The sequence below is a fragment of the Nautilia lithotrophica genome (assembly GCF_054656815.1).
Genome location: NZ_BAAHXN010000001.1, coordinates 563,988 through 588,627, shown reverse-complemented (window position 1 = coordinate 588,627; position 24,640 = coordinate 563,988). Strand labels below are relative to the sequence as shown.

Here is a 24,640-nt window from a genome sequence, read left to right as displayed (position 1 = left end):
CCTTATTTATAAGCTACGTCCCAACCGTATGGTGTCATAGGGCCTTTACCTTTAGCTGCATCTCTTGCTCTTCTGATTTCGGCTACACTATCTGCATCACCTACAATTAGTGCGTTGGTAGAACAAACTGCAGCACACATAGGAACTTTTCCTTCTGCAATTCTATTTTGTCCATAAAGTTCAAATTCTTCAATAGAGTTTGTCTCAGCTGGACCACCAGCACACATTGTGCATTTATCCATAACTCCTCTTACACCAAACGCTCCATCTCTTGGAAATTGAGGTGCACCAAAAGGACAAGCATACAGACAATAACCGCAGCCTATACATTTATCTTTATCATGTAAAACTATTCCATCTTCTCTGATATAAAAACAATCAACTGGACAAACCTGAGCGCAAGGCGCGTCGGTGCAGTGCATACAGGCGATAGAAGTTGAAAATTCTTTACCCTCGATTCCTTCATTAAGCGTAATAACTTTTCTTCTGTGAATACCTACAGGCAGTTCGTGCGCTTCGGCACATGCTACCGTGCAGGCATTACACTCGATACATCTATCTTCATCACAATAAAATTTCATTCTTGCATATTCATACATTTTTTACTCCTTACGCTTTTTCAATACGGACTAAGCCCGCTTTTGTTTCAGGAATCTGGGTAACTATGTCATATCCATAATTTGCAACTGTATTTGCAGCTTCGCCTGTAGCATATGGGATTAAACCTTCAGGATAATTTTCTCTTAAATCAACACCCTGCATATATCCAGCAAAATGGAATGGTAAGAATATTCTATCCGGTGCCACCGAATAGGTAAATCTTGCTTTTACTTTTATTTTTGTGCCCTCAGGTGCATGAATCCAGATCATATCCCCATCTTTAATACCGTGTTTGTAAGCAAGTTCTGGATTAATGTCTGCATACATTTCAGGTGAAAGTGCTGCTAGATATTTGCTATTTCTTTCAATTATTCCGGCACCACTATACATCACAAGACGTCCAGTTGTGAGAATAATCGGGAATTCTTTTGACCAGTCTGTTTTTTGGATTGATTCAAATTTAGTATCAACCCTGTATTGATTTTTTTTATCAGGATAAGTCGGATATTTTTTAGCCAGATCGTATCTTGGTGTATGGAGTGGTTCTCTGTGAAGAGGAATTTTGTCAGGGAATGTCCATACATAAGCTCTCGCTTTAGCATTACCATATGGTGCTACACCTGCTTTAAGAGCATATTTTGCTATAAGTCCGCTTAAATCGACTTTCCAATTTTTACCCATAATTGCTTTTTCATGGGCGGACAATTTAATGCCTAGAACTTTTTCAATATTGTCTTTTGTAAGTTCAGGGTATCCGCCTTTTACTTTTGCACCTTTTATTGTTGCTCTAGGACCTGCAAGTAAATCTTCACCTTTATATTCAGTTCCGAATCTTGCCCTGAATCCCATACCACCTTCATTTACAGGTATATCAATGTTATATAAAACAGGGCTTCCGCTGTGTGTCTCAGTCCAGCAAGGCCATGGAAGTCCGTAATATTCACCTTTCATAGGTCCTATGCCTTTTAGAGTTACCTCATCAAACATATGCCAGTTTTGCTGATGTTTTTTTAGTCTTTCAGGAGTCCATCCGGTAAGTCCGATTGTTTTTATGATTCTTGCTATTTCACTTGTAGCATCTTCAGGCCATTTGAATGTATCTTTTACTTTTACTGCTTTTCCATCTTTGACACCCATCATCATACCTCGGACGAATTCATCGTAAAAGCCGAATTTTTTAGCAAAAATAAACATAATCTCTTCATCCGTTTTGCTCTCATAAAGAGGATCCACGACTTTGCTTCTCCACTGAGCAGTTCTGTTTGTAGCTGTTACGCTACCTTCACATTCGAACTGGCTTGCAGTCGGAAGGATATATACATTATCTTTTTTGTTTGTAATTACTGCAGCTTCGTTTGCGAATGGCTCAGCAATTACTAAAAGATCCAGTTTATCAAGAGCCTGTTGCACTTTTGCCTGTTGAGAAATGGATGTAATACCATTACCCTGAACCCAGAGTGCTCTAATTGGTGCGTCGGAATATGTTTTTTCTTCCTGTAGAACTCCCTGCCACCATTTAGCAAGTGTAAAGCCTTTTGTGTGCATCCATTTTTTAGCTGCGAATCTTTTTTGAAGCCAATTGAAATCAACGCCCCAGTTATGCGCAAAATATTTCCAGCTGCCTTCACTGAGTCCATAGTATCCAGGAAGTGTATGAGCAAGACAGCACATATCTGTTGCACCCTGAACATTGTCGTGACCTCTTAAAATATTACATCCTCCACCGAATTTACCCATGTTTCCGAGTGCTAATTGAAGTATAGGAGCCATTCTAGTATTGGATGAACCTATTGAGTGCTGGGTTAATCCCATGGCCCAAAGAAGTGTTCCAGGTTTACTTGTAGCGTAAGCTCTTGCTATTTTATAAACTAAGCTTGCAGGCACACCGGTTACATCTTCGACTTTTTCAGGTGTCCATTTTTTTGCTTCTTCGATTACATGATCCATACCAAACACTCTGTTTTTGATGTAATCAGGATCATGCCATCCGTGTTTGAAGATAAGATGCAGCATTCCATACATAAATGGAATATCAGTTCCCGGTCTTATTTTAGCATAGATGTCTGCTTTTGCGGCTGTTTTAGTATATCTTGGATCAATAACAATCAGTAAAGCGTTGTTTCTTTCTTTTGCTTTAAGTATATGTTTAAATCCTACAGGATGGTTTACTGCCGGGTTGGCACCAAATATAATAATAGCTTTTGAGTTTTGGATATCTCCAAGATGGTTTGTCATAGCGCCATAACCCCATGTGTTCGCGACCCCCGCGACTGTTGCGCTGTGTCAGATCCGTGCTTGGTGATCTATGTTGTTTGTTCCCCACATTGCTGCAAATTTTCTAAAGTAATATGCCTGTTCTGTGCTCATTTTAGCACTTCCTAAAAACATTGCAGCATCAGGTCCGCTTTCTTTTCTAATCTGAAGCATTTTTTCGCTGATTTCGTTAATTGCTTCATCCCAGCTTATTCTTTTCCATTTTCCGTTTACTTTTTTAAGAGGGTGTTTTACCCTTTTTTCTGTTCTTATGTAATCTATTGAATCTATACCTTTACAGCAGTGGCTTCCGTGGCTGATAGGATGGTCTTGAGCGACTTCCTGTCTAACCCATACGCCGTTATGAACTTCTGCTATAATTCCACAGCCTACCGAACAGGTAGTGCATATCGTTTTAACTTTTTTGCTTCCAGGGTAAGGGTCTTTGATTTCGTCATCAGTGGCATTTCTTATTGCAGGTGCCGCACTAAGCATTGTAGCACCGGCAACACCTGAAAGTGCCGCCATTTTCAAAAAGGCCCTTCTACCCACTTTTGGATTCATTTTTTCAAGTGAGCTCATTTTTTACTCCTTAAATGGCGTTTTTGTAATAAATTTCCCAATTTTTGGTTTTTTTGTAAAGAATCTCTTTTTTCGGTGAGTGTCCTCTTACTACACCGTTGTCATATTCCGGTTGCTCGGATTTGGCAAAGGCCAGTGTTGAAGAAGCGACACTCAGTGCTCCGATTCCAAGAGCTCCTTTAAGAAAGCTTCTTCTTTTCATTTTTGCTCCTTTTTTTAAGATGCCCCAAAAAACTTTCAGTTTTTCGGAGGCCCTGTTTTTACCCCACAAAATATTCATTTTGCGGGGACCCCAGGATACCCCAAAAAGTTTTCACTTTCCGGGTTAATGTTCGGATTTATCTCGTAAGAGATAACGGCAAAGCTCGGTAAGCCCTGCGGTTATATCTTACTACCCCACAAAATTTACAATTTTGCGGGGACCCCTTCCTTTTTCATTGAAACATTTTCCATTGTCCATTTTCCATTTAAACGTCGTCCTCAACATCTCCTCCTTCTTCAAGGTTACATACCAGGCTTTCGCTCTCTTTTTTCTTGCGTTTTTTTCTAAGGGCGGCTTCTTCGTCTGCAATGCATACTTCACAAACCTCTTTTTTGATTTTTTCTATTACAGGTTTCGGTTTTTCAAGGAATATTCTTTCACTTTCAATAAATGCTTTTAATACTACCGCAATGTCTTTATAAAGGTTTGCAGCCTGATGCATATATACGTTTTCCGTAAAATCGTCTATGAATGTGTTTAAAACATCAAATGTTTTACCTTCAAGCCACTCGGATTTTTCATCACCTTTAAGTTTTTCTAATATAAGATACTGCATAAACGGGAATATAAATCCTATATCATCCTCGCTGTCTTTATATTCTTCGTTTTTTCTAAATTTTGAACTAAGAACGATATCCACCATTTTTACTTTCATTTTGCCGTTTTCTATTTCCTCATCATAAAACGAAGCGGTTGTGGGAACGGGATCTTGTGAAAGGTCGTAAAATATTTCGTCAAATTCATCTATTAATTTTTGTTCATCGTATTTTTGTATAAAATGCTCAAGCGCTTTTTTTGAATTTTCTTCAAGTGCGTAGTCTTTTAAAATTTCTGCGGCTTCTTTAACACCTGCAAATCTATCTTTATCATATGTAAACGTAAAAAGTTTTGAAAAAAATCCATAGTAAAAAGCCCTTCCTTCGTTGATTTCTTTATTTTGCATTTAATTTCCTTTCAAGGTAGTCGTTAAAGACGAGTTTTGCTTTACATTCTTCACAGCAGTAAATTGATTTTCTTTTTGTTTCATCCGTAAACATTGGAAGCAGGATTGAAGCTATTTTTTCAATTGATTTTTTAGGTGCGAAAGGTTTACCGCACATTATGCAGTAAAACGGCTCGTCTTTTGCCATTGTTTTTTGTCCGAAATATTCAGGGTTTAATTCTAGCCTGTCGTAAATTACGTTTATACATTTTTCAGGGCAGGCTATTTCGCAGTATCCGCAATCGGTGCATACTCCTGCGTCAAATTTAAGAGAATTGTCTTCGGGATGTGCCGTAAGTGCGCCGGCACTGCATACACTCACACAACCCATACAAAGTGTGCATTTGTTTTCTTCGATTTCTATTTTTCCGTAATGAATATATTTGTTGCCTGTAAGGTCTATTGTTCCCAAATCATCATTATCTACGATATGAGAAAGTCTAATGGCGAAATTTTCTCTTTTTTTATGATTGTGGGTATTTGTTGTATAACCTACTTCTGGTATGATTTTGGCTTTTTGAAGTGCATCATTAAGCTCTTCTAAATTTTCAGCCAAAAGCACTGCGTCTTTTTTGTATTTTCTCCGGGTTATTTCATTTATTAATTCAATTGCCTCTTTTTCGCCTTTTGATAGTCTGTCGGTGTAAAATACAATCTGCGAGGCACTTTCCTGGAAAATAGTCAGAAAGTGTGTTTCATCCAAAAATTTCGCACCTTCTATTGCAAGAGGTAATATGTGTTCTTTTAATTTTATATTTAAATTATCTATTAAGTCTTCCGGGATAATTAGTGGTATATGCCCTTTATAAAATTTTGCTATTTCAGTAAATGTTTCTCTCGTAATAGCTGAAAAATCAAGGGCACCGCTCGGGCATACGCTTACACACCCGCCACATCCGTCGCAGTCTATATGTGAGAAGATAAGTTTTTTTTCTTCATCAATTTTAAGTATTGCGTTGGTAGGGCATACATCTACGCAGTTACCGCAGGTTTCTTGCAAAACCCTTCCGTTATATTGACAGAGGTTAATATCATATGTTATATAATTTCTGTATTCATAAATTCCAGTTCTTTTATTTAAAATTTCGTGGGTTTTTTCTATTCCAATATCAAGCGGATCTACTATTCCTCTTTGTTTGTATGCGCTCTTTGGTGCATTAAACCATACGGCTTGGTCTACGACAAGGTTTATTATGTCGCCGTTTTTATCTATGGTAAACTCTAAATTTCCTATTGTTCCTTTAATGTCTTTTATCCATTGAGGCAGTGCATAATACACTTCAAAATTTTCCGGATTTATTTTTTCAGCTTCTTCTTTTATGCCTATAATTAATAATCTATTGCCGATTTCTTTTTGATATTCGTTATATTTGGCGTTATCAAATTTAATGCTTCTTATTTTGTATAATTTTTCAATAGCATTTATTTTATTAATAATTGGGTCATGCGAATTATTTATATAAAAATCGATTTCGGGTGCGTATATTTCGCACTCAATTTCTTTAGAGTTGGATATAATAGCTTTTGTTGATTTATTAGTGGTATGAATTATGCTTTCCGGCAGTGGAAATTGTAGTTCGTTTGAAAAATATACAAATTCATTCATATTGAACCTTTTTTATTGATAAAAACATTATAACAGCTTAAAACTTATAAAAAGCTTAAATAGTAAAATATATGTATAATATAAAGCACTTTAATGGCACAATTTTCTGTTTTAATAAAATTTAAGGGTTTATTAATGAAAAAAATATTAACTTTTTTACTTTTTCTTTTTATTGTTGTTATTTATTACTTCAATAGCCCTAAAAACGAGTATGTAATAGGCTCATCGTTACCTCTTAAAGGTATTATGCAAGAGATGGGAAATTCCGTAAAATTAGGAACTGAAGTAAGTTTTAAATTTTACGGAGATGGATTTGAAAAAAAGATAAAATATGATTTTTTGGATGATAAATATGAACCAAAACTTACAAAAGAAAATATAAAAAAACTTTATAAAAAAAATGTTTTTTTATTATATGGAATAGTGGGAACGCCAACGGTTAAAGAAATTTTACCTTTTTTGAATGATAATTCAATTTTTTTGTATGCACCATTTACAGGAGCCGAATTTTTAAGAAAAAATCAATATGTAATTAACTTCAGAGCTTCATATAAAGATGAAATAAAAAAAATAGTGAATTATTTATTAAGCAAAAACATAAAAAAAATAGCTGTTTTTTACCAAAATGACGAATACGGAAATGAAATTTATTTTCATACCTATAAAATACTTAAAAAGAAAAATTTAAATCTAACTGCAGTTGGAACATATAAAAGAAATACCTTTTTTATAACATCTGCACTAAATGAAATTTCTCATAACAAACCGCAGGCAATTATTATGGGTAGCACATCAAAAGTTAGTGCTATGTTTATTAAAAAATACAGAAAAATTGATCCAAATGCAATTTTTTGCACGATTTCATTTGTAAATCCAGATAGTTTGGTTGAACTTTTAAAAAACACTAAAAATATAATTTTTTCAGAAGTTGTTCCATATTATAATGATAAAAATTTACAAGAAGCAGTAAAATTTAAAAGAGAACTAAAAAAATTATTTCCAAATCAAAAACCTACTTTTTTTGCATTTGAAGCTTATTTGGCAAATAAAATTTTGTTAAGAGCGTTTGAAAAACTTACTTTTCCTTATACACCTTCTCATTTAATAAACATCATTAAAAATACACCAGAAAATTTTTTAAAAGGTATTAATATAAAATATAGGAATAATCAATTATTAAATAAAACATATTTATTTATTTTTGAAAATCATAAATTTAAAGAGATACAATGAAGTTTTTAGATAAATTAGAGTTTTTTGTAAAAACAAAGCTTTTAATATTTGTTATTCTCTTTGCTATGATAACAATCATAGTTTTATCACAATATTCAATTTTTACTTTTAAAAACGATATTGATACATTATTTCAAAAACGAACCGTTCCTGTAGTTAAACTTGAAAATATAAAAGATTTATACAAAATAAACATTTATGAAACAATTAATCAGTATAAAAAAAATGAAATTAATTTAAAACAGGCCAAGGAAGTAATTTCATTGGCTAAAGAATTAATAGAAAAAGAGTGGAAATGTTATTTAAACGAACAGATGCCCACAACTGGATTCGAGGCACTGGTAATAGAAAATATTTTAAAATTAAAAAGTAGAATAAACAAGCAAATAGAGAAGTTTTTAAATGTTTCTAAAGTAGATTATGAAACATTAAAAAACAATATAAATACGATTAATATTTATTTGTCTGATATTATTAATGCAAATATAAAAAAAGCAATTGAACAAAAAAACAAAACAGATAAAAGATTTGATTTTGTAATAAAGGCATCAGTAATTAGTATAATTATTGTTTTTGTTTTTAGTATAACACTAATAATTTTAATTGTTGAAAATTTCAAAAAAGTCCATATAGAATTAGAAGAAAAAGTAAAAGAAAAAACAAAGGAATTAGAAGAAATAAATATTAATCTTGAAAAAAGAATTAAAAAAGCTGTTGAGGAAAATAGACGAAAAGATAAAATAATGTTTCAACAAAGTAAACTTGCAGCCATGGGGGAAATGCTTCAAAATATTGCACATCAGTGGCGTCAGCCTTTGGGAAGTATATCTTTAATTCTTCAGTCAATAAAATTGAAAAATGAAATGAATAAACTTACGCCTGCGTATATAGATCAAAAAACAGAAGAAGCATTAATTCTAGCCGATAATATGTCAAAAACAATAGATGATTTCAAAAATTTCTTCAGACCAGATAAAACTAAGAAAACTTTAAGTATAAAAGAGTGTATATGTCATTCAAAAAAACTAATTTCCCATTTGTTAGAAAAATATAATATAAAGATTGAAATTAAAATTAAAGAAGATATTAAGATTTTGGGTTATAAAAACGAGCTTTCACATGTGTGTTTAAATATGTTGAATAATGCAATAGATTCTTTAAAAGGAAGCGAAATTGCAGATAAGAAAATTTTAATTGTTGTGAAAAAAGAAAAAAAAGGTATAATTATTAGTATAATAGATAATGGAGGCGGCATAAAAGAAGAATATATCGAAAAAATTTTTGAACCATATTTTACTACCAAACTTAAAGACAAAGGTAGTGGAATAGGGTTGTATATGGCCAAACAGATTATTGAAGAACATATGGGAGGAAAAATAAAAGTTATAAATATTAGACATAAAATGGGAACTGATACAATGTATAATTGTGCAATGTTTGAAATTACTCTTCCTATAAAGGATATGAATGAAAAATTATGATATTTTGAAAGAGTTTAATGTTTTATATATTGAGGATGATACAAATCTTTTGAAAAATTTGAGTGAAATTCTGGAAGATTTTGTAAAAAATATTTATATAACTGATAATACAACAGATGCATATAAAATATTAAAAGAAAAACATATCGATGTAATAATTAGCGATATTTTAATAGGTGATAAAAATGGGCTTGAATTTATTTTATTTCATTTCTCAAACAAAATGGAATTAATATTCCGTTTATTCTTACTACAGCATATACCGAAACCGACTATCTTCTTGATGCAATTAAATTAAAAGCAGTTAATTATCTTGTTAAACCCATTAAAATTAAAGAATTACTAGATAGTTTATATGAAGTTCTATTGCCCAAATATCAGGAAAAAGAACTTGTAAATAGCACACTACTTTTTAAAATAGCTTCAGTTATTTGTGAAAGTAAACAGCTTGAAGTAATAAAAATAATAGTAAAAAATTTAGATGAGGAATATACATTTTCTTTGTCTTATAATGATATTATGGAGGAAATAAATATAAGCAAACCAACTCTTATTAAGCTTTTTAAAGATTTACAAGATAAAGACGTGCTTCAAAAGCTTCCAAAAAGAAAATATAAAATCAATATAAATAAACTAGATGAACTTTTTATACATTCAAATCTGAAATAACCCTGTTTTTTCCTTGTTTTTTTGCCTCATACAGAAATGAATCTGCTCTTATAGTTATTGTGTTAATTGAATCATTATCCTTAAGTTCTGTAACACCAAAACTGCAAGTAAGTTCTTTAATTATAGGAAATTCATGTAGTTCGATTATAGTTTTTAATTTTTGAGCTATTTGAAAAGCTGTTTTAATTGAAGTATTCGGAAGAATAATGATAAACTCTTCACCACCCCATCTTCCAAAGATATCTGTTTGTCTGATATTTTTTTTAATTAATTTAGAAAGCTCTATAAGAACTTCATCACCCACTTTATGGCCAAACGTATCGTTTATTTTTTTAAAATTATCAATGTCAAAAAATATTATACTTAAAGGAAGTTTATATTTTTTTGAAAGTTGTATTTGTGTTTTTAAAGATAAATCTATTTTATATCTATTGTAGATATCAGTTAATGAGTCATAGAAGGAAATTTTTTTAAGTTCTTCTTCAAGTTTATGGCGTTTTTTAATTTCTTGTTTCAATCTTATTATCCAATATATAAATAACAAAGTAATAATTGTCCCTATAATAATAGCACTTGTTAATACTTCTTCTAAGCTAAAACCTGTTTGATATTTTACATATATCCATTTGCCGTAAATTTTTTCTTTATCTTTTATAGTAATTGTATCAATAGCTTTATTAATTGCAGTTAGAAGAGGTTTGTAATCATTTCTTATCATAAATTGCATTTTAAATTCCAGAGGGGTTTTCCCTGAAATTTTTAAATTTGCGAATTCATATTTGTTGATATTGTAAATCAAAACGGGCATAATATCTATAGCGGCGTATGCTTTTCCATCACTAACCATCTCAAGTGCCGTTTTTATATCTTTTACTTCTAATATGTTGTAATTTGGATATCTTTCTTTTAAAAGTTTTGCAGCGGTGTAATTTTTCCCAACTAATATGATCTTATGTTTTAAAAATTTCATAGATGCAATATAACCTACATCGTTTCTTGTAGCAATTGCTATAGGAAATACAGCATATGGCTTTGAAAAAATAGCATATTTTTCCCTGTCTTTTGTTTTACTTGTAGATAATGTAATATCTGCTTTTTTATTTTGTATTTTTAATAAAACATTTTCCCATTTATCTGTAATCATACATTTTGATTTTATATTTAATTTTTGTTTGATTAATTGCCAGTAATCAATTGAAATTCCAGAAATATGGCCATTTATTTTAGTGTTAAATGGTGCCCAATTTGGAGTAACTATACATTTTATTGTATGTGTTTTTATAAAATTTTTTTCTATAGAAGATAACGCAATTGACTTAGAATGTGAAAATGTTAAAAAAATTAAAAAAATATAAAAAAATACTTTCATAACCCCCACCCTTTTTGCATTATGAAAGTATATATAATTTTTTTGAGAAATTAAAATTTATAATTAAGATCTGAGACAATATTATTTCTACCTCGTTTTTTTGCTTCATACATAAAAGAATCTACTCTTATTAAAACTGAATCGGCTGTATCTTCTTTCGTAAATTCTGTGACACCAAAACTACAAGTTAAACGTCCTATGTATTTAAAATTATGATTTTCTATGATGGATTTTAGTTTTTTTGCAACTTTAATGGCTTGAATTAGTGAAGTATTAGGTAAAATTATTATAAACTCTTCTCCACCCCATCTTCCAAAAATATCATATTCTCTTAAATGGGCCTTTATTAAGTCCGCTATTTCTTTAAGAACGATATCACCGGCTTTATGTCCGAAGTTATCATTAATTTTTTTAAAATGATCGATATCAAAAAATATTATACTTAAAGGTGTTTCGTATCGTTTCGAGTAAGAGATTTGCTGTTTAAGGGCAGTGTCGATTTTATATCTATTAAATATGCCTGTTAAAGAATCAATGATTGATAATTTTTGAAGTTCTTTTTCTATTTCTTTTCTTTTTGTTATTTCTTTTTTTAATAATCTAATCCAGTATATTAAAGCCAAAATAATTGTTAAAGAGATAACAATAATACTTAATACCTGTTTAAGACTATAACCTGACTGATATGTAACCTGGATCCATTTTTTATAAATTGCTTTTTTCTGTTTATCTGTGATTGTATCTATTGCTTTATTTATCGCAGATGCTAGTAATTGATTATTATTGGATAGCATAAAACGCATTTTAAATTTCCAAGGAGTTTTACCTGCAATTTTTAAATTTGCAAATTCATATTTATTTATATTGTAAACTAATACCGGCATAATGTCTATTGCAGCAAACGCTTCACCTTTACTTACTAGTTCAAGTGCTTTTTGAGTATTTTCAACTTCTATTATTTTAAAACTAGGGTAGTATTTTTTTAATAAATTATCAACAGTATAATTTTTACCAACAGCTATTTTTTTATTTTTAAGGAACATCATAGACCCAATAAAGCCTACATCGTTTTTTGTAGCAATTGCAATAGGAAACGTCGCATAAGGTTTTGTAAAAATGGCAAATTTTTGTTTTTCTGGAGTTATGTCTGTTCCTAATGTAATATCCGCCCTTTTACTTTTTATAGCGTCTATTACACTTTCCCATGTAGGCGCAATAATACAATGAGATTTTATATTAAGTTTGTTTTTAATAATTTTCCAAATATCAACCGAAATACCTTCAAGTTGTCCGTTCTTGAAGGTATTAAAAGGAGCCCATGTTGTAGTTGTAATGCATTTAAATGTATGAGATTTAATATAATTTTGTTCTTTTTTATTTAGTGCAACATCGTTTGCAAATAATAAAACCACACACAACACCATTAAAAGTTTTTTCATAAAAATAGACCTTTTAATATATATTTAATATATTATACCTCAAATTTAGTTAAAAGTAAAATTTACATTATCAAACTGCGCGTTATAAGGAATAATTTTTATTATTTCTCCGGCTTTTATGTGTTCTCTGCCTTTGTTTAAAAGCATAATTGAATTTGATTGTATTAAAGGCGTAAGCATGCCTGAGCCGTATTTGTATCCATTAAAAACTTCCCATTCCCCGTTTTTGTAAAATCCAAGGATGGTATGATCTTTTTTGGGATTTACTTTAAATTCTGTTTTGTTTACAGCATTAAAGGATTGAAAATAGTATTTATTTGCCCCATTTAATTTTTTAAGTGTAGGAATTGCCAGGCAAAATGTATTTATATAAGCACTTAGTGGATTTCCAGGCATTGCAAAAACTAAAGTATTTTCCATTTTTCCAGCCATGGTAGGGCGCCCGGGTTTAACCATAATTCCATGAAAAAACTCTTTTAGTCCGTTTTGCTTAAAAGCCTCATATAAATAATCTGCATCGCCAAAACTGATACCACCGCTTGTTATTATGACATCATATCTGTTTTTTAGATTTTTTATGTATTCTATTGTTTTTTCAAGTGAATCGGGAATTAAACCTATGATATCACTTTCAAATCCAAATTTTTTTAAAAGTGCGTGAATTGAGTATGAATTAATATTGTAAATTTCTTCTTCGTCGGCATTTTCCCAAGGTTCTTTTAATTCGTTTCCGGTTGAAAGAATGGCGATTTTTAATTTTGTATATACCGGAATATTTACAATTCCCTGACTAACAAGCATAGCGATTGTTTCAGGCGTAATGATTTCTCCTTTTTTAATTAAAATTTTCCCTTTTGTTATTTCCTCACCTTTTAGCCTTACGTTTGCACCTTTTTTTATTTCCGGAATAACAATATATTGATCGGTGACTTCTTTACATTTTTCAATAGGTATTATTGTATCTAATCCTTCAGGAACTTTCGCACCCGTCATTATGCGGACGCATTCGTCTTCTTTAATATTAAAATTATCATATTTATCACCCGCATAAATTGTCTTAATTACTTTTAATTTTTTGTGTTTAGAATGTTTAAAAGCAAATCCGTCCATTGCAGAATTTGTAAAAATAGGTGAATTTCTTTTTGCAATTATGTCAACTGCTAAAATTCTATTTAAGGCATTATTTATATATATATTTTCATGAATATTTTTAAATTCAACATTTTGTAAACATACTTCCAGGGCCTGTGAATATGATATATTGTCTAATATAGTCATTTTTTTCCTTTCAGTTTTTTTAAATAGAGTTCCTTAAATCGTTTATTGGCAAAATCCTGAATTTCATTTTCAAGCTGTTTGAAAACTTCTATATATTCTTTCGCTTTTTCTGTTAATGTTGTTCCACCTTTTACACCTTTTTCAACTATAACTAGTTCATCTTCAAGATTTTGTTGCAGAATTTTAATATGATTCCAAGCTTTTTTGTAGTTTAGACCCATTTTTTCCGCTGCTTTTGCTATTGATCCTTCTTTTTCAATAAGCTCAAGTATTTCAGTTTTTCCTTTTCCAAAAAGTAGCTCACCTTTAGAATCTTCTATCCATATTTTGGTTTTGATATAAGCACGAGGGCGTTTTTTTTCTTTAAACACTCCGAGTTCGCAGTAAATAACCTCAAATCCGTTATCTTTAATGGCGCTTCTTACTTTTTTGAGGTTGTATTTTTCGGCGAGCCTTCTTGCGTCTTTGCAGTAAACCCTCTTTTTTTCATCCGAAAGTTTTTGCAGTTCGTCAATAATTTCTTTTTCATAATTTTCGGTAAAATCAAGCTTTCCGAATTGTCCAAGCCCACAATCTGTAATTCTTACACCCATCTCATCTGCCGTTTTACCAACTACTATAGGTTCAACGCCCGCTTTTTTTGCCACGACATAAGCTTTTGCACATGTAAGTTTGTTTTCTTCATTTTTGTATTTTTCAATCAGCTCTTTTATCATATTCATTTTATCTCCTTAATTTTACACTTTTCATTTTATACTTCTTTTACCCTCCACTCATGTGTGTATATGTTCATTTTATCACCTCTTGCAAAACCTATAAGTGTTAAGTTGAATGTATCGGCTATTTTAGCACCGAGGCAAGTTGTAGCGGTTCTTGAAATCAGTATCGGAATTTTATGCATTACAGCTTTTACGATCATTTCGCTGCTTAGTCTTCCGCTTACCATCATGATACCTTCAGCGGGATTTAAACCGGCCATAATGGCTTTTCCTACAGCTTTGTCAACTGTTGAATGTTGAGCAATGTCTTCTGCATCGAAAAAATTATTTTCATTAAAATAGAGTCTTGCGGTATGAACGCATCCTGTTTGTTCATAAAGAGGGCATGATTTGTAAAAGTTACTCATCTGTTTGGAAATTTCAAAAGGGGTTATTGTTTTTTTTGAATTTATTTTTTCTGCTTCAATTTTTTCGGGATCGATATTTACGTTTGAAGTTACGCTTTTTCCACATCCGCTGACAATTATTGCTTCTTCGTTTAGTTTTTTTATTTTTTGGGTATTGGCTTTTGCCGTCACGTCTATTATGAGGCCTTCATTTTTAAGCTCTATTTTTTCAATATCGTTTATTGAATTTATAACTCCTTCACTTATCAGATATCCTATGGCAAGCGCTTTAAGATCAACTGGTGTTGCCATCATTGATACGGCTTTTTCGCCGTTTACGAATATATCCGTTCTTATTTCCCTGATTAACGTATCTTCGAAATCGAACTTTTTGCCGTTCTTTACTTTTTTGATTTTAAATTTTGAAACAGGTTCCATATTAAACCTTTGTTTTTTTAATATAGTATCAAAAAAGTTAAAAGTTTTTTTTATATTTATAAAACTTTAAGAATTATTTAAGAAAAGTGAGCTATAATTCATTCATGCTGTAAGGTCTGGGGTCCAGACAAACACATGAAGCAGCGTCTTCTAATAGCTTCATGATGTATCTAGCAAAAATCAGAAAATAAACTTGTTGTTAATTTTAAGTAGGAAGTAAGTAGTGTGTAGTGTGCAGTTTAAATTGAACATTGCTTACCGGTATTAATTTTTATATTCTAGTCATTACATATTATTAATTAAAAAGGACGTAAAATGAATAAAAAAATAGACTGCCGAAATATGGCTTGTCCTCAACCTGTGCTTGAGACTAAAAAAGCTCTTGAAGAGATGGATGAAGGAATACTTGAGGTTCTTGTAAATTCAGTTTCATCCGTTCAAAACGTAAAAAGATATGCAATGAATAACGGATTTGAACCGAAAGTCGAAGAGCTTGAAAATGGAGATACGTTAATAACAATCGTTAAGGGTTATGAGTGTGCTATTGTTGCGGATGAAGAAGATGAGGAGAAATTTTTAAACAAATCTCTATTTATTAAAACGGACAAAGTCGGAAACGGAGAGCTTGGAAGTATTCTTATGAAAGGGTTTTTAAAAACTACGCTTGAGTTTAAAAAACTGCCTAAAAACATTATTTTCGTAAACGAAGGCGTGTTTTTAACCACAAAAGAAGAAAATGCCGAAGTAATAGAAATACTCAAAGAGTTTGAAAAAAGAGGTGTAAAGATTTATTCGTGCGGTCTATGTATGAATCACTACAATATCTCTGCCGAAGATTTAAAAGTAGGGGAAATCGGAAACGCATACGATACGATGGATATGCTTTTACATACTGAAGTTATAAGTTTATAAGGAATAAAATGAAAAGAAGAGACTTTTTAAAAACAGGTGTGGCTTTAGGTGCGGTGGCTGCTATGCCTAGTGTTGTCAGTGCAAATGATGAGGTTAGAAGATTTAAAGTGAATTACGCTTTTGATATCAGATATTACGAAAAGGAATACCCTGCAAGGCTGTGGAATCCTCTGCCTTTTAACGCTGATTATCAGAGGGTTAAGTTTTTGAAATTTGCGGGAAATTATAACGATTACGATATCAATTCAATGAACGAATACAACGCAAACACGTTTTATGCCGAGTGGAATAAATCACCTAATAAAAAACTTGCATACCTTGAAATGATAATCGAAACTAAACCAAGAAGTGTGTCGATTGAAAAAATAGAAGAAGCAAGCAAACAAAACCTGCCAATACCGGAAGATGTGAAAAAGTTTTTAAAACCGACCGAGCATATTCCGACAACAGGAATTATTAAAGCTCTGGCTGATAGAATCACACATGGTAAAACCGACAGATTCGAAAAAGTAAAGGCAATTTATTACTGGTGCACAAAACATACGTTCAGGGATTCAAAAGTTGTAGGATGTGGTAAGGGTGATGTGAATAAAATGGTAACGCAAAAAGATATCGAAGATATCTACAAAAATGGATACTATGGTGGAAAATGCACCGATTTAAGCTCACTTTTTACAGCGCTTACAAGAGCTGCCGGTATTCCTGCAAGGGAAGTGTTCGGAATCAGGCTTGGTAAGAGCCATTTTTCTAAAGCGCTTGGAAAAAGCGACAAAAACGGCTTTGCAGATATTACTACATGGCAGCACTGCAGGGCTGAATATTACATTCCGGGAGCCGGCTGGATTCCGACTGATCCGGCGGATATTACAAAACTTGAACTTGTAGAAGGCAGAAAATACGACGATCCGAAAGTGCAGGAGCTTATCAAAAGATACTTGCATTCGTGGGAAATGAACTGGGTGGGATTTAATCACGCAAGAGATTTCGTGCTTTATCCTAAACCGACTCAATATCCTCTTAATATGTTTGGATATCCGTATGCTGAAGTTGAAGATGAGGTGCTTAATTATTATGTTCCTAAAAGTTTTGCTTATAAAATTACATCACAAGAGTTGTTTTAATGATAAAGTATATAAATTGTAAAGATTTGCCGTGCCCAGAACCAGTGCTCAGAACAAAAGACGCGCTTGAAGAGATGGAAGAGGGAATACTCGAAGTTGAAGTAAACTCTTTCTCTTCCATTCAAAACGTAAAAAGATTTGCCCAAAACCTGGGGCTTTTTGTTGATACGAAAAAAGAAGGAAAAAATACAATAATTAGAATAGTAAAAGGTTACGAATGTGGGCTTGACTTGTCACAAAATGGTGGAGTTGATAAGGAAAGCAAATCGTTTTGGGCGTTGATAGCAGGAGCTGTTGTAACTGCAGTCCTTGCAAGCACATGTTGTTTAGGCCCTCTTTTATTTTTAGTATTTGGTATGAGTGTCGGAAGTTTGTCTTTTTTACATATTTTTGCGCCGTATAGGGAATACTTTACGATAGTGGCGGTTATAATTATTGTTTATCTATGGTGGAATTATTTTTTCCGCTTACGTAAAAGACCTGTATGTGAAGGAAGTATTTGCAAAAATTATGTGAAATATTTGAGTATCGGGACGTTATTTGTTGCTATAATGCTAAGCTATCCATACTGGGCTCAGTATTTATTCATAGGAGAATAATATGAAGAAATTTTTTATTGGGCTTATATTAATAACATCAGTTTTTGCAGCTGAAAAAATTGTAATAATAAAAATTGAAGGCATGACGTGTCCTTTATGCACGAGTGCCATTAAAAGAAGTCTTAAAACCACACCCGGTGTAGTAAAGGCAAAAGTTCTTTTAAGCACTAAAAAAGCGAAAGTTGTGTATGATGACACCAAAACAGATACGTCAAAACTTTTACATGCCATTGAAGTGGTGGGGTATAAGGGGAAAGTGGTTGAAGTTGTGAAGTAGCTAAGTTGTGAAGTGGATAAGTGGATAAGTTGTGAAGAAATTTATAAAAAAATTTAAAGGAGTGAAAATGAAAGTATTATTTATATTCAATAGAGAACCTTATGACGGAAGCGATGTGGCTTGGAACGGACTGAGACTTGCTAAAAATATGCACGGGCGCGGACACGACGTGAGAATTTTCCTTATGAACGATTCTGTGGATTTGGCGAGAGACTGCAATAAAAAACCGGATAATTACGACAACGATCTTGTGGCAATGCTTAAAGAAATGTATCAAGACGGCGTAAAACTGAAAGTCTGCGGAACATGTCAGGCAAGATGCGGAATTTACAAAAACGAGCCGTATTTTGCACCGGAAATTAAAGCCACTATGAACGATTTGGCTGACTGGGTAGAAGAGTGTGACCAGGTGCTGACTTTCTAATGAAATTTAATAAGCTGGTAAAGGACGGCAATGCTAAAATTAAATAATGAAGCCAAACTTACGAAATACGTTCGAGCAGCTGGATGAGCGGGGAAACTGGCTCCGGAGGAGCTCAACGACACAACCTGCGTTTTAGGATGCAATAATGAAAACCTGCTTGTAGGATTTGAAGGCAATGAAGATGCTAGTATTTATAAAATAACCGAAGATATTGCGCTTGTTCAGACGGTCGATTTCATAACGCCTGTGGTTGACGACCCTTTTGTTTACGGGCAAATTGCCGCTGCTAATTCGCTTAGTGACGTATTTGCCATGGGTGGTGACGTTAAAACGGCACTCAACCTTGTGGGATTTGATTCGTGTCATCACGATAGGGAAGTATTAAAAGAGATTTTAAAAGGCGGTGAGGATAAAATAAACGAATGTGGAGGCGTTCTTGCCGGAGGCCATACGATTGAAACGCCTGAAATGCTTTACGGGCTGAGTGTTACCGGAGTGGTTCATCCTGAAAAAATGATAAGAAACAATACTTTAAACAAAAGCGATGTAATAATCCTTACTAAACCTCTGGGAATGGGGATACTTACAACCGCTATAAAAGCTGATCTGGTAAGTGACGAAGTAGCAGGCGAAGTTGCCGAAATACTAAGAACGCTAAATTATAAAGCAAGTATTATTGCAAGGGAAGTCGGAGTAAGCGCAATGACGGACGTTACGGGCTTCGGACTTCTTGGTCATCTTTATGAAATGAGCGGCAAGAAATTCACAATTGAGGTAGAGTTTGACAAAGTGCCATTTATTAAAGAAGCGATTAACCAAGCGAGTATGGGAATCATACCTGCCGGAAGCTACAATAACCAGATATTTGTTGAAAAATATGTGGAATTTGTTAGAAATCTTAGTTTTGAAGAACAGATGATTTTGTTTGACGCACAGACAAGCGGAGGACTTTTAATTTCACTTCCTCAGGAAAAAGCAGAAGAATATCTAAAAAGAGCCGGGAATGAAGGTGTTTTTGCAAAAGTTATAGGAAACGTGAAAGAGAAAGAGGATAAATTTATAAAAGTGGTGTAATTTAATGGAAAATTAAAATTGTTTCTTTTGATGAATTTAATAATTTGAGGAAAAATTGCTTTGAGAAAACATTTGCAGCGTAGCGGTCGAAATTTCTGTGAAATTTCGGGAACCATAGCGAAGCCGTTTGAAAAAAGTAATATTTCTTAAATAAGCTGATTATTGTTTATTTTTCGTTTATTGCTTTGGCGATAAGCTCAAGCGGGTGTTTGAATATTTTATTATCTCCCGCTTTGTCGAGCTGTTCTGTTATCTGCATTCTACAGGCGCTGCATTCCGCACTTACAATATCAGCGTCCACAGCTTTGATGACTTCTGCTTTTTTCTGTCCGGCTTTTACCGCAAGGTCGAATTTTTCCGTCTGTATTGTGATCCCTCCGAATCCACAGCACATATCAGGATCGCTCATTTCGTTTATCTGATAAACCTGAGTAAGCAGGCTTCTTGGTTCTTTTTTAATATTAAACACTCTACCGAAATGGCATGAGTTGTGGTATGTTATGACTTCTGGCTGTCTTTTTTTATTTTCAAGTTTGGCTTTCAGGTCTGTGTGTTTATAGAGCCATTCGGTTGTTCCAAAGATTTTGGATTTTATTTTTTGGTGTCTTTTAGCCCAATTTTCATCCATATGTGCGTGGATGTATTCTTCGTAGTCTTTTTTCAGCATTGCGGTGCAAGTGGCTTCAGGCACAATTATTGCGTCGACTTGGTCTATAAAACTTTCGAAATATTCTATGTTGTATCTGATAAGCTCTTCCGTTGTTTTAAAATCCCCGGTAAAATACGCAGGCGCTCCGCAGCAGAGCTGTTTTTTGGGAATAAATATATCGATATCAAGGAATTTTAGAATGCTTACAAGTGCGTCACCGACTTCCGTATAGTTATAGTTTGCCATACATCCTATAAAAATAGCCACTCTTTTTTTTGGATTTTGTGCTGGTATTTTTTCAGGGTATTTTTTAAGAAAAGATTTTTGTTTCATGGAAGGCAAGAGTCTTCCTTTTTTAAGCATAGGTATGTTAAAGCGGCTTCTCATAGCGTTTTTATCGGCTTCTATTTTAAATCCGCATGTTTGGAACATATAACCCAGTTTGCTTACGATATCGTATGCCCATCGGTTTTTAAGTAAAAAGAAAAAGGCTCTTTTAAACCAAGCTATTCCATATTTTTCAGCAATTTTTGCCCTTACGTTTTCAATCATAAAATCTGTAGGAAGTGAGTTTGGACATACTTCAACACACTGATTGCATAAAAAACAGCTTTCAAATATGTCTTTGGCGTTTTTGTCAAGTTCTATTTCACCTTCTTCTACGCCTTTTAAAAGATCTAAAAAACCCCTTGGAGATGTGGTTTCGTCAGGATTTATTCTATGGATGGTGCACCCCGGAATACATTTACCGCATTTAATGCACATATCGGAAACGTCGGAAAACTTAAACAAAGCAGTTCCTTTTTGAATTGCAATTTATCATACTATTTTAATAATGTCAATAGTGAATGGATAATAAAAAAAAGGGGTCTCTAAAAAATCAAAAGATTTTTTAGAGTATAGAGAGAATTGAGATATAGTGATAGACACGAAATCATTCTCAAACCATAATAACTTACTAACCTTTAATTAATTTCAATAACTAATACACCAATATACAATTAAATTCAATAACCTTAACAACTTTTAAAACTGCAAGAATGTGATATAATTTTCGCAAAAAAGGTAAAAAGTGCTCGAATACTGGCAACATATCTACTCTCATTTTAATCCAGTAGCTTTTGATTTGGGTATATTTAAAATTCACTGGTATGGAATAATGTATGTTTTGGCGCTTGTTACGGGATACTGGGCGGCTATTAAATTTGCAAAACTTGAGGGAATTAATAGAAAAATCATAGATGAATATTTTATATGGGTTGAAATAGGTATTATTCTTGGTGCGAGAATAGGGTATTTTGTGTTTTATGTTCCTAATAACGGGTATTATCTTAGTCATCCATGGGAGATGTTTAACCCTTTTAGAGGCGGTGAGTTTATTGGAATCAGGGGTATGAGTTACCACGGGGCGGTTATTGGTTTTACAATTGCTACGCTTTTATATTGGAAAATAAAAAATGTAAATATGTGGAAAATACTTGATATTGTTGCATTGGCAGTGCCTGTTGGATATGTTTTTGGAAGGATAGGCAACTTTTTAAACCAGGAACTTTTCGGTAGGGTTACAGATGTGCCTTGGGGAATTTATGTAAATGGTGTTTTAAGGCATCCGAGTCAGCTTTATGAGGCTTTTTTTGAAGGTGTGGTTGTTTTTGTGATTTTATATATTTATTATAAAAAATGGCGTAAGAATGATGGGGAATTGATTGCTTTATATGTTATACTTTACGGAATATTTAGAAGTATATGTGAGCTTTGGAGAGAGCCTGATCCGCAGCTTGGATTTATATTTATGCATTTTACAATGGGTGAAATTTTAAGCTTTTTTATGATTATTTTTGGAATGTTTTTATATATTAAAAGGAGAAGATTATGAAACTCGCTATTGTCGGCGGTGGTATAAGCGGGCTTAGTCTTGCATACTATCTGCAAAATGATTTTGAAATAAGTGTTTTTGAAAAAGAAAAATGGGGCGGTAAGGCATATACTGCAAAAGTCGGTAAATATTTAATGGAAGAGGGTGTTAACGGCTTTTTGAGCAACTCTCCTAAAACCATGGAACTTTGTGAAGAAATCGGAATAAAGCCGATAAAAGCCAATGAAAATTCAAAAATAAGATATATATATGATAACAAACTTATTAAAATCCCTCTAAAACCTTTGGATTTTCTGACAAGCGATATTCTTTCATTGAAAGGCAAGTTTGATGTAGCGATGGAATTTTTCAGAAAACCTGTATGTGACAGGGAAGAAAGTGTTGCCGAGTTTGCCACAAGAAGGCTTGGGGCTGAATTTAAAAGACGTATGATGACCCCTATGCTTGCCGGAATATACGCATCAACTCCTGAAATTACATCAATGAACGCAGCTTTTCCAAAACTAAAAAAAATAGAGTGCGAATATGGCTCTCTTTTTAAAGGAATGATAAAACTTAAAAGAGGAGGGCAGCCTACGGGTGAGCTTCATTCGTTTGAATATGGTATGAGCGAAATGATTGAGAAGTTAAAAGAAAAAACAAAAGCCCAGTTTATTAAAAAAGAGATTAAAGATATTGATGAATTAAAAGATTTTGATAAAGTTGTAATCGCTACGCCTGCATATGATGCTGCAAAAATTTTGAAAAAATTTGAAAAACTAAGTTCACTACTAAATAAAATTCCTTATAACCCGGTTGCGATTGTAGGGTTTGATTACGAGAGTATTTCGCCTGTGTGCTTCGGAATTTTGACGGTTGAGAATAAAACTCTTGGGATTTTAATGGATAAATATATTTTTCCTAACAGAAACGGAATACGTGCAATGGTTGGTGGTGCCAGATATCCGGATATTAAAGATATGAGTGAAGAGGAAATTATAGAAATAGCCGAAAAAGACGTTTATGAGATTATTAAAAACGCAAATCCGAAAATCAAATGGATAAAAATGCACAAAAATGCAATACCTAATTATTCATTAGGGCACCAGGATTTGGTTAAAAAAATTATGGATGAAGCAAAAAACGTTAATGTTTATTTAACAGGCAATGCTTATAATGGTGTCAGTTTTAATGATTGTATCAAAAATTCTTTTGAATTAGCTCAAAAAATAAAGGCTGAAAAATGATAGATAATTTAACGTTTCAGTTATTTGACTATTTTGATAAGATGCCGTTTATTGTAAGTTATATTGCTGGACTTTTATCGTTTCTTTCGCCGTGTGTTTTACCTCTTGTTCCGATTTATTTTTTTTATATTACGGGAATTAGTGCAAAGGAACTTAAAGAAAAAGAGCTTAGTAGTAAAGAAAGATTGAAAATATTTGTAAATTCTGTCCTGTTTATTGCCGGGTTTGCATCTGTATTTATTTTAATAGGTGCCGCAAGTGCAAATTTAATAGGCAATATTTTTGCATATAAATGGGTGAATGTTGTATTAGCGTTAATTATTATATTGTTTGGTATAAATGTTGCAGGTTTTATTAAGTTTAATTTTTTGCAGTATGAAAAAAGATTAAACCTTCAAAATGCAGGCGCATTTTTACTCGGTTTTTCATTTGCATTCGGTTGGACGCCTTGTATTGGGCCTATTTTTGGAACAATAATCGGTATGGCGGCTACTGAACCAGCAAGGGCTGTTTCTATGATGGTTCTTTATACATTAGGGCTTGCGACACCTTTTATTTTAATGGCATTATTTACCGTTTGGAGTATGAAATTAATAGATAAAATGAAAAGTTATATGGGTATAATTGAAAAAATTTCAGGATTTTTATTAATTGGTGTAGGAATATATATTTTATATAAAACAATAATGTAAATATATATAATTTATTCTTATATAAAATGTCAAATTTTTGTAATTTTTTACATTTAAAGTATAATAACGCGATAAAAAGAAAAGGAGTAAATATGAAAAAACTTTTAGCAGTAGTAGCAGTAGCTGGTTTTGCATTTGCAGGAAATTTTAATTGTGCAATGTGTCATAATGGTGGTATGGCTGTGAAATTAGATACAATGACTCCGGCAGAAATTGTTAAAAAAACAAAAGAATTTAAAGCTGGAAAAGGTAATCCGATGATGGTAAATGCCGTTAAAAATATGAGCGATGCTGATATTGAAGCGGCAGCTAAAGAATTTGGTAAAAAATAAATAGTTTATTTATAAGTTTGAAGGCAGATACTATTATATAAATATTCGTAGTATCTGCCTTAAAAATATGTATTTTAGTGACAGACACTTAGTGGTTGAATAGTCGGAAACGATAGTCGGAAATAGTGCCAGACACTATTATTAATAATAAAAACTCCCAA

Annotated in this window: 25 protein-coding genes; 14 read left to right on the top strand and 11 right to left on the bottom strand. The window is 32.6% G+C overall.

Going from position 1 to position 24,640, the window contains the following annotated elements:
* Window positions 1-2: 2 nt before the first annotated feature.
* From fdh3B to ACYQ19_RS03045, 5 genes are all read right to left on the bottom strand, one after another.
* Window positions 3-599 (bottom strand): formate dehydrogenase FDH3 subunit beta, encoded by a 597-nt coding sequence (gene fdh3B / locus ACYQ19_RS03065; protein WP_459977955.1) that lies wholly within the window; start codon window positions 597-599, stop codon window positions 3-5.
* Window positions 600-609: 10 nt separating this feature from the next.
* Window positions 610-3,435, bottom strand: a complete 2,826-nt coding sequence (locus ACYQ19_RS03060) for a formate dehydrogenase subunit alpha (protein WP_459977954.1) — start codon at window positions 3,433-3,435, stop codon at window positions 610-612.
* A gap of 10 nt (window positions 3,436-3,445) precedes the next feature.
* Entirely contained in the window at window positions 3,446-3,637 is a 192-nt protein-coding gene (locus ACYQ19_RS03055) for a Tat pathway signal protein (RefSeq protein WP_459977953.1), read from the bottom strand.
* A 265-nt stretch (window positions 3,638-3,902) separates the two neighbouring features.
* Window positions 3,903-4,640 (bottom strand): TorD/DmsD family molecular chaperone, encoded by a 738-nt coding sequence (locus ACYQ19_RS03050; protein ID WP_459977952.1) that lies wholly within the window; start codon window positions 4,638-4,640, stop codon window positions 3,903-3,905.
* The gene (locus ACYQ19_RS03045) at window positions 4,630-6,285 is read right to left on the bottom strand and encodes a 4Fe-4S binding protein (RefSeq protein WP_459977951.1); all 1,656 of its coding nucleotides are present in this window, start codon (window positions 6,283-6,285) and stop codon (window positions 4,630-4,632) included. The genes ACYQ19_RS03050 and ACYQ19_RS03045 overlap by 11 nt, the downstream gene beginning before the upstream one ends.
* A gap of 135 nt (window positions 6,286-6,420) precedes the next feature.
* Here ACYQ19_RS03045 and ACYQ19_RS03040 point away from each other — a divergent pair, with 135 nt between their 5' ends.
* From ACYQ19_RS03040 to ACYQ19_RS03025, 4 genes are all read left to right on the top strand, one after another.
* Complete coding sequence (locus ACYQ19_RS03040) at window positions 6,421-7,518, top strand: ABC transporter substrate-binding protein (protein WP_459977950.1); 1,098 nt, start codon at window positions 6,421-6,423, stop codon at window positions 7,516-7,518.
* The gene (locus ACYQ19_RS03035; RefSeq protein ID WP_459977949.1) at window positions 7,515-8,999 is read left to right on the top strand and encodes a sensor histidine kinase; all 1,485 of its coding nucleotides are present in this window, start codon (window positions 7,515-7,517) and stop codon (window positions 8,997-8,999) included. Before ACYQ19_RS03040 ends, ACYQ19_RS03035 begins: the two co-directional genes overlap by 4 nt.
* The gene (locus ACYQ19_RS03030) at window positions 8,986-9,297 is read left to right on the top strand and encodes a response regulator (protein ID WP_459977948.1); all 312 of its coding nucleotides are present in this window, start codon (window positions 8,986-8,988) and stop codon (window positions 9,295-9,297) included. The genes ACYQ19_RS03035 and ACYQ19_RS03030 overlap by 14 nt, the downstream gene beginning before the upstream one ends.
* Before the next feature lie 68 nt (window positions 9,298-9,365).
* Entirely contained in the window at window positions 9,366-9,668 is a 303-nt protein-coding gene (locus tag ACYQ19_RS03025; protein WP_459977947.1) for a hypothetical protein, read from the top strand.
* Here the strand turns inward: ACYQ19_RS03025 and ACYQ19_RS03020 are convergent.
* Genes ACYQ19_RS03020 through fdhD form a run of 5 tightly spaced genes read right to left on the bottom strand, consistent with a single transcriptional unit; the run spans window position 9,646 to window position 15,297 of the window.
* On the bottom strand, window positions 9,646-11,037 hold the full coding sequence (locus ACYQ19_RS03020; protein WP_459977946.1) for a transporter substrate-binding domain-containing diguanylate cyclase: 1,392 nt from the start codon (window positions 11,035-11,037) through the stop codon (window positions 9,646-9,648). The genes ACYQ19_RS03025 and ACYQ19_RS03020 overlap by 23 nt on opposite strands.
* A 50-nt stretch (window positions 11,038-11,087) precedes the next feature.
* Window positions 11,088-12,476, bottom strand: coding sequence for a transporter substrate-binding domain-containing diguanylate cyclase (locus ACYQ19_RS03015; protein ID WP_459977945.1), 1,389 nt, complete (start codon window positions 12,474-12,476; stop codon window positions 11,088-11,090).
* A 45-nt stretch (window positions 12,477-12,521) separates the two neighbouring features.
* On the bottom strand, window positions 12,522-13,754 hold the full coding sequence (locus ACYQ19_RS03010; RefSeq protein ID WP_459977944.1) for a molybdopterin molybdotransferase MoeA: 1,233 nt from the start codon (window positions 13,752-13,754) through the stop codon (window positions 12,522-12,524).
* The gene (locus ACYQ19_RS03005) at window positions 13,751-14,476 is read right to left on the bottom strand and encodes a winged helix-turn-helix domain-containing protein (protein ID WP_459977943.1); all 726 of its coding nucleotides are present in this window, start codon (window positions 14,474-14,476) and stop codon (window positions 13,751-13,753) included. The genes ACYQ19_RS03010 and ACYQ19_RS03005 overlap by 4 nt, the downstream gene beginning before the upstream one ends.
* A 29-nt stretch (window positions 14,477-14,505) precedes the next feature.
* On the bottom strand, window positions 14,506-15,297 hold the full coding sequence (fdhD, locus tag ACYQ19_RS03000) for a formate dehydrogenase accessory sulfurtransferase FdhD (RefSeq protein ID WP_459977942.1): 792 nt from the start codon (window positions 15,295-15,297) through the stop codon (window positions 14,506-14,508).
* A gap of 315 nt (window positions 15,298-15,612) precedes the next feature.
* On the opposite strand from fdhD, the gene yedF reads away from it, so the two are divergent.
* From yedF to selD, 6 genes are all read left to right on the top strand, one after another.
* A complete protein-coding gene (gene yedF, locus ACYQ19_RS02995; RefSeq protein ID WP_459977941.1) occupies window positions 15,613-16,209 on the top strand; it encodes a sulfurtransferase-like selenium metabolism protein YedF in 597 nt (198 codons plus the stop codon).
* 8 nt (window positions 16,210-16,217) lie between these two features.
* Window positions 16,218-17,330, top strand: a complete 1,113-nt coding sequence (locus ACYQ19_RS02990) for a transglutaminase domain-containing protein (RefSeq protein WP_459977940.1) — start codon at window positions 16,218-16,220, stop codon at window positions 17,328-17,330.
* The gene (locus tag ACYQ19_RS02985; protein WP_459977939.1) at window positions 17,330-17,929 is read left to right on the top strand and encodes a mercuric transporter MerT family protein; all 600 of its coding nucleotides are present in this window, start codon (window positions 17,330-17,332) and stop codon (window positions 17,927-17,929) included. Before ACYQ19_RS02990 ends, ACYQ19_RS02985 begins: the two co-directional genes overlap by 1 nt.
* Before the next feature lies 1 nt (window position 17,930).
* Window positions 17,931-18,206, top strand: a complete 276-nt coding sequence (locus tag ACYQ19_RS02980; protein ID WP_459977938.1) for a heavy-metal-associated domain-containing protein — start codon at window positions 17,931-17,933, stop codon at window positions 18,204-18,206.
* Between the two features lie 67 nt (window positions 18,207-18,273).
* The gene (locus ACYQ19_RS02975; protein ID WP_012663494.1) at window positions 18,274-18,630 is read left to right on the top strand and encodes a DsrE/DsrF/TusD sulfur relay family protein; all 357 of its coding nucleotides are present in this window, start codon (window positions 18,274-18,276) and stop codon (window positions 18,628-18,630) included.
* A gap of 30 nt (window positions 18,631-18,660) precedes the next feature.
* Complete coding sequence (gene selD, locus ACYQ19_RS02970; protein WP_459977937.1) at window positions 18,661-19,704, top strand: selenide, water dikinase SelD; 1,044 nt, start codon at window positions 18,661-18,663, stop codon at window positions 19,702-19,704.
* Window positions 19,705-19,870: 166 nt separating this feature from the next.
* On the opposite strand, the gene ACYQ19_RS02965 is transcribed toward selD, so the two are convergent.
* Window positions 19,871-21,145 (bottom strand): (Fe-S)-binding protein, encoded by a 1,275-nt coding sequence (locus tag ACYQ19_RS02965; RefSeq protein WP_459977936.1) that lies wholly within the window; start codon window positions 21,143-21,145, stop codon window positions 19,871-19,873.
* A 280-nt stretch (window positions 21,146-21,425) separates the two neighbouring features.
* Here ACYQ19_RS02965 and lgt point away from each other — a divergent pair, with 280 nt between their 5' ends.
* The 4 genes from lgt to ACYQ19_RS02945 all read left to right on the top strand — a co-directional run bounded on the left by lgt (window position 21,426) and on the right by ACYQ19_RS02945 (window position 24,479).
* Complete coding sequence (gene lgt, locus ACYQ19_RS02960; RefSeq protein ID WP_459977935.1) at window positions 21,426-22,229, top strand: prolipoprotein diacylglyceryl transferase; 804 nt, start codon at window positions 21,426-21,428, stop codon at window positions 22,227-22,229.
* The gene (gene hemG, locus ACYQ19_RS02955; RefSeq protein WP_459977934.1) at window positions 22,226-23,455 is read left to right on the top strand and encodes a protoporphyrinogen oxidase; all 1,230 of its coding nucleotides are present in this window, start codon (window positions 22,226-22,228) and stop codon (window positions 23,453-23,455) included. The genes lgt and hemG overlap by 4 nt, the downstream gene beginning before the upstream one ends.
* A complete protein-coding gene (locus ACYQ19_RS02950; protein WP_459977933.1) occupies window positions 23,452-24,147 on the top strand; it encodes a cytochrome c biogenesis CcdA family protein in 696 nt (231 codons plus the stop codon). Before hemG ends, ACYQ19_RS02950 begins: the two co-directional genes overlap by 4 nt.
* A 92-nt stretch (window positions 24,148-24,239) precedes the next feature.
* Window positions 24,240-24,479, top strand: a complete 240-nt coding sequence (locus tag ACYQ19_RS02945; RefSeq protein WP_459977932.1) for a c-type cytochrome — start codon at window positions 24,240-24,242, stop codon at window positions 24,477-24,479.
* Window positions 24,480-24,640: the final 161 nt, after the last annotated feature.

Excerpts from the sequence above, each read along its gene's own strand:
- ACYQ19_RS03010 (WP_459977944.1), bottom strand. The coding sequence starts at position 13,754 with ATGACTATATTAGACAATATATCATATTCACAGGCCCTGGAAGTATGT.
- ACYQ19_RS03020 (WP_459977946.1), bottom strand. The coding sequence starts at position 11,037 with ATGAAAGTATTTTTTTATATTTTTTTAATTTTTTTAACATTTTCACAT.
- ACYQ19_RS02950 (WP_459977933.1), top strand. The coding sequence starts at position 23,452 with ATGATAGATAATTTAACGTTTCAGTTATTTGACTATTTTGATAAGATG.
- ACYQ19_RS02980 (WP_459977938.1), top strand. The coding sequence starts at position 17,931 with ATGAAGAAATTTTTTATTGGGCTTATATTAATAACATCAGTTTTTGCA.
- ACYQ19_RS03050 (WP_459977952.1), bottom strand. The coding sequence starts at position 4,640 with ATGCAAAATAAAGAAATCAACGAAGGAAGGGCTTTTTACTATGGATTT.
- ACYQ19_RS03005 (WP_459977943.1), bottom strand. The coding sequence starts at position 14,476 with ATGAATATGATAAAAGAGCTGATTGAAAAATACAAAAATGAAGAAAAC.
- ACYQ19_RS02945 (WP_459977932.1), top strand. The coding sequence starts at position 24,240 with ATGAAAAAACTTTTAGCAGTAGTAGCAGTAGCTGGTTTTGCATTTGCA.
- ACYQ19_RS03015 (WP_459977945.1), bottom strand. The coding sequence starts at position 12,476 with ATGAAAAAACTTTTAATGGTGTTGTGTGTGGTTTTATTATTTGCAAAC.
- ACYQ19_RS03040 (WP_459977950.1), top strand. The coding sequence starts at position 6,421 with ATGAAAAAAATATTAACTTTTTTACTTTTTCTTTTTATTGTTGTTATT.
- fdhD (WP_459977942.1), bottom strand. The coding sequence starts at position 15,297 with ATGGAACCTGTTTCAAAATTTAAAATCAAAAAAGTAAAGAACGGCAAA.
- ACYQ19_RS02990 (WP_459977940.1), top strand. The coding sequence starts at position 16,218 with ATGAAAAGAAGAGACTTTTTAAAAACAGGTGTGGCTTTAGGTGCGGTG.
- ACYQ19_RS02985 (WP_459977939.1), top strand. The coding sequence starts at position 17,330 with ATGATAAAGTATATAAATTGTAAAGATTTGCCGTGCCCAGAACCAGTG.
- ACYQ19_RS03035 (WP_459977949.1), top strand. The coding sequence starts at position 7,515 with ATGAAGTTTTTAGATAAATTAGAGTTTTTTGTAAAAACAAAGCTTTTA.
- hemG (WP_459977934.1), top strand. The coding sequence starts at position 22,226 with ATGAAACTCGCTATTGTCGGCGGTGGTATAAGCGGGCTTAGTCTTGCA.
- ACYQ19_RS03055 (WP_459977953.1), bottom strand. The coding sequence starts at position 3,637 with ATGAAAAGAAGAAGCTTTCTTAAAGGAGCTCTTGGAATCGGAGCACTG.
- yedF (WP_459977941.1), top strand. The coding sequence starts at position 15,613 with ATGAATAAAAAAATAGACTGCCGAAATATGGCTTGTCCTCAACCTGTG.
- ACYQ19_RS03030 (WP_459977948.1), top strand. The coding sequence starts at position 8,986 with ATGAAAAATTATGATATTTTGAAAGAGTTTAATGTTTTATATATTGAG.
- ACYQ19_RS03045 (WP_459977951.1), bottom strand. The coding sequence starts at position 6,285 with ATGAATGAATTTGTATATTTTTCAAACGAACTACAATTTCCACTGCCG.
- ACYQ19_RS02975 (WP_012663494.1), top strand. The coding sequence starts at position 18,274 with ATGAAAGTATTATTTATATTCAATAGAGAACCTTATGACGGAAGCGAT.
- fdh3B (WP_459977955.1), bottom strand. The coding sequence starts at position 599 with ATGTATGAATATGCAAGAATGAAATTTTATTGTGATGAAGATAGATGT.